We start from the raw sequence: 1,712 nt of genomic DNA, 5'->3' as shown, positions 1-1,712 counted from the left end.
AGCCCGGATCCACCGATGAGCTTGGGTGGGTGAGCGTGGCGTAGAACGAGAATGCCCTTGCTGGGCGGGAGAATCGGAGTTCTTGAGGCAACGATTCACACCAACAGCAAGGGCATCTCTGAGGTGAAACTCTCTCACACGCTTCGATCGACCTCGGCGGTCTTCGATGACCCGAATCTCGTGTCGGCCGCAGGCCTGGTTCCGGCGCTCGCATTGGCCGAGTCCGCCGGCCTGCGGGACCTGGCGAATGAGCACCTGAGCGTGCCGACGGACAAGGGGGCGAACGCGGGGTTGAAGGTCGCCTCGCTGGTGGGCGGGATGGTCGCGGGCGCGGACAGCATCGATGACATGGCGTTGCTGCGCCACGGCGGGATGGGACGGGTCTTCGCCCGCGCGTACGCGCCCTCGACGCTTGGGTCGTTCCTGCGGGCGTTCACCTTCGGGCACGTGCGTCAGCTCGACGCGGTCGCCTCGAGGTTCCTGATCGCACTGGCCGGCCTCACCGGGCTGCTCCGAGCGTCGGGCGGCCCCGTAGCCAGCGGCACCGACACCGTGGTGGATCGGGGGTACGCGTTGCTCGATGTCGACGACACCATCATCGAGGTCCACGGCCACGCCAAGCAGGGCGCCGGCTTCGGCTACTCCGGAGTCCGTGGGCTCAACGCGCTGCTGGCCACCCTCACGAGTGCCACGTCGGCGTCGGTGGTGGTGGCCCAACGGCTCCGCAAGGGCTCGACCGCCTCACCCCGCGGCGCCAAGCGACTGGTGGGCGACGCGGTGAGAACGGCCCGCCGGCTGCTCGACAAGGCCCACCCGGTCCTGGTGCGGATGGACTCGGCGTTCTACGGTCGCGGACCAGTCCACGCCGCGCTGGCTGGTGGGGCCGCAGTGTCGGTGACCGTGCGGATGGACAAGCGGGTCAAGGCCGCGATCGCAGCGATCAGCGAGGATGCGTGGACCACGATCGAGTACACCGACGCTGTCTTCGACGAGGCCGGTCAGCGGTGGATCTCCCGCGCCGAGGTCGCCGAGATCGACTTCACCGCGTTCGCCGCACAGAAGAAGACCGACCACGTCCCTGGCCGGCTCGTGGTTCGCAGGATCCCCGACTTCAACGCCGAGAAGAACAAGGCCGCCGGCCAGGACACCCTGTTCGACACCTGGCGCTTCCACGCCTTCTTCACCACCACCGACCCCGAAGTGCTCGGCACCGTCGCCGCCGACAAGACGCACCGTCATCACGCAGTCATCGAGCAGGTCCACGCTGACCTCAAGAGCTCGGCGCTGGCACACCTGCCGTCCGGGGTGTTCACCGCGAACGCCGCCTGGCTCGTGTTGGCCGTGATGGCGTTCAACCTCACCCGAGCCGCCGCCAGCCTGAGCGACCCGCAACTCGCGAAGGCGACCACTGCGACCATCCGTCGCAAGCTGATCACCGTGCCAGGGCGGGTCGCAACCTCAGCACGCCGGGTCACCCTGCACCTGCCGGAATCTTGGCCGTGGGAGTTCGCCTGGACGGCGCTGTTCGACCGAGTCAGCGACCCGCCGCCAGCCCTCGCGGCCTGACCACCCAGCAGCGAGAGCGGCGCGACGAAGAACACCGTGGAACACCCCGGACAGCGAGGTCCGGCGGACCCTCGCGCCCCGGCATCCTCACTCCGCGGCGCCGACGATCAACCCATCCCGGCCCGGTCCATCGGTGGATCCGGGCT

General features: G+C 68.9%; 1 protein-coding gene. It reads left to right on the top strand.

Features of this window, described 5'->3' with window-relative positions; genetic code table 11:
- Positions 1–123 precede the first annotated feature (123 nt).
- Complete coding sequence (locus tag ABKW28_RS22720) at positions 124–1,566, top strand: IS1380 family transposase (RefSeq protein WP_292726516.1); 1,443 nt, start codon at positions 124–126, stop codon at positions 1,564–1,566.
- The last annotated feature ends 146 nt before the right edge of the window (positions 1,567–1,712 follow it).

This window comes from Nocardioides sp. 31GB23, from assembly GCF_040012395.1.
GTDB lineage: Bacteria > Actinomycetota > Actinomycetes > Propionibacteriales > Nocardioidaceae > Nocardioides > Nocardioides salarius.
This window is presented reverse-complemented; position numbering and strand designations above follow the sequence as displayed.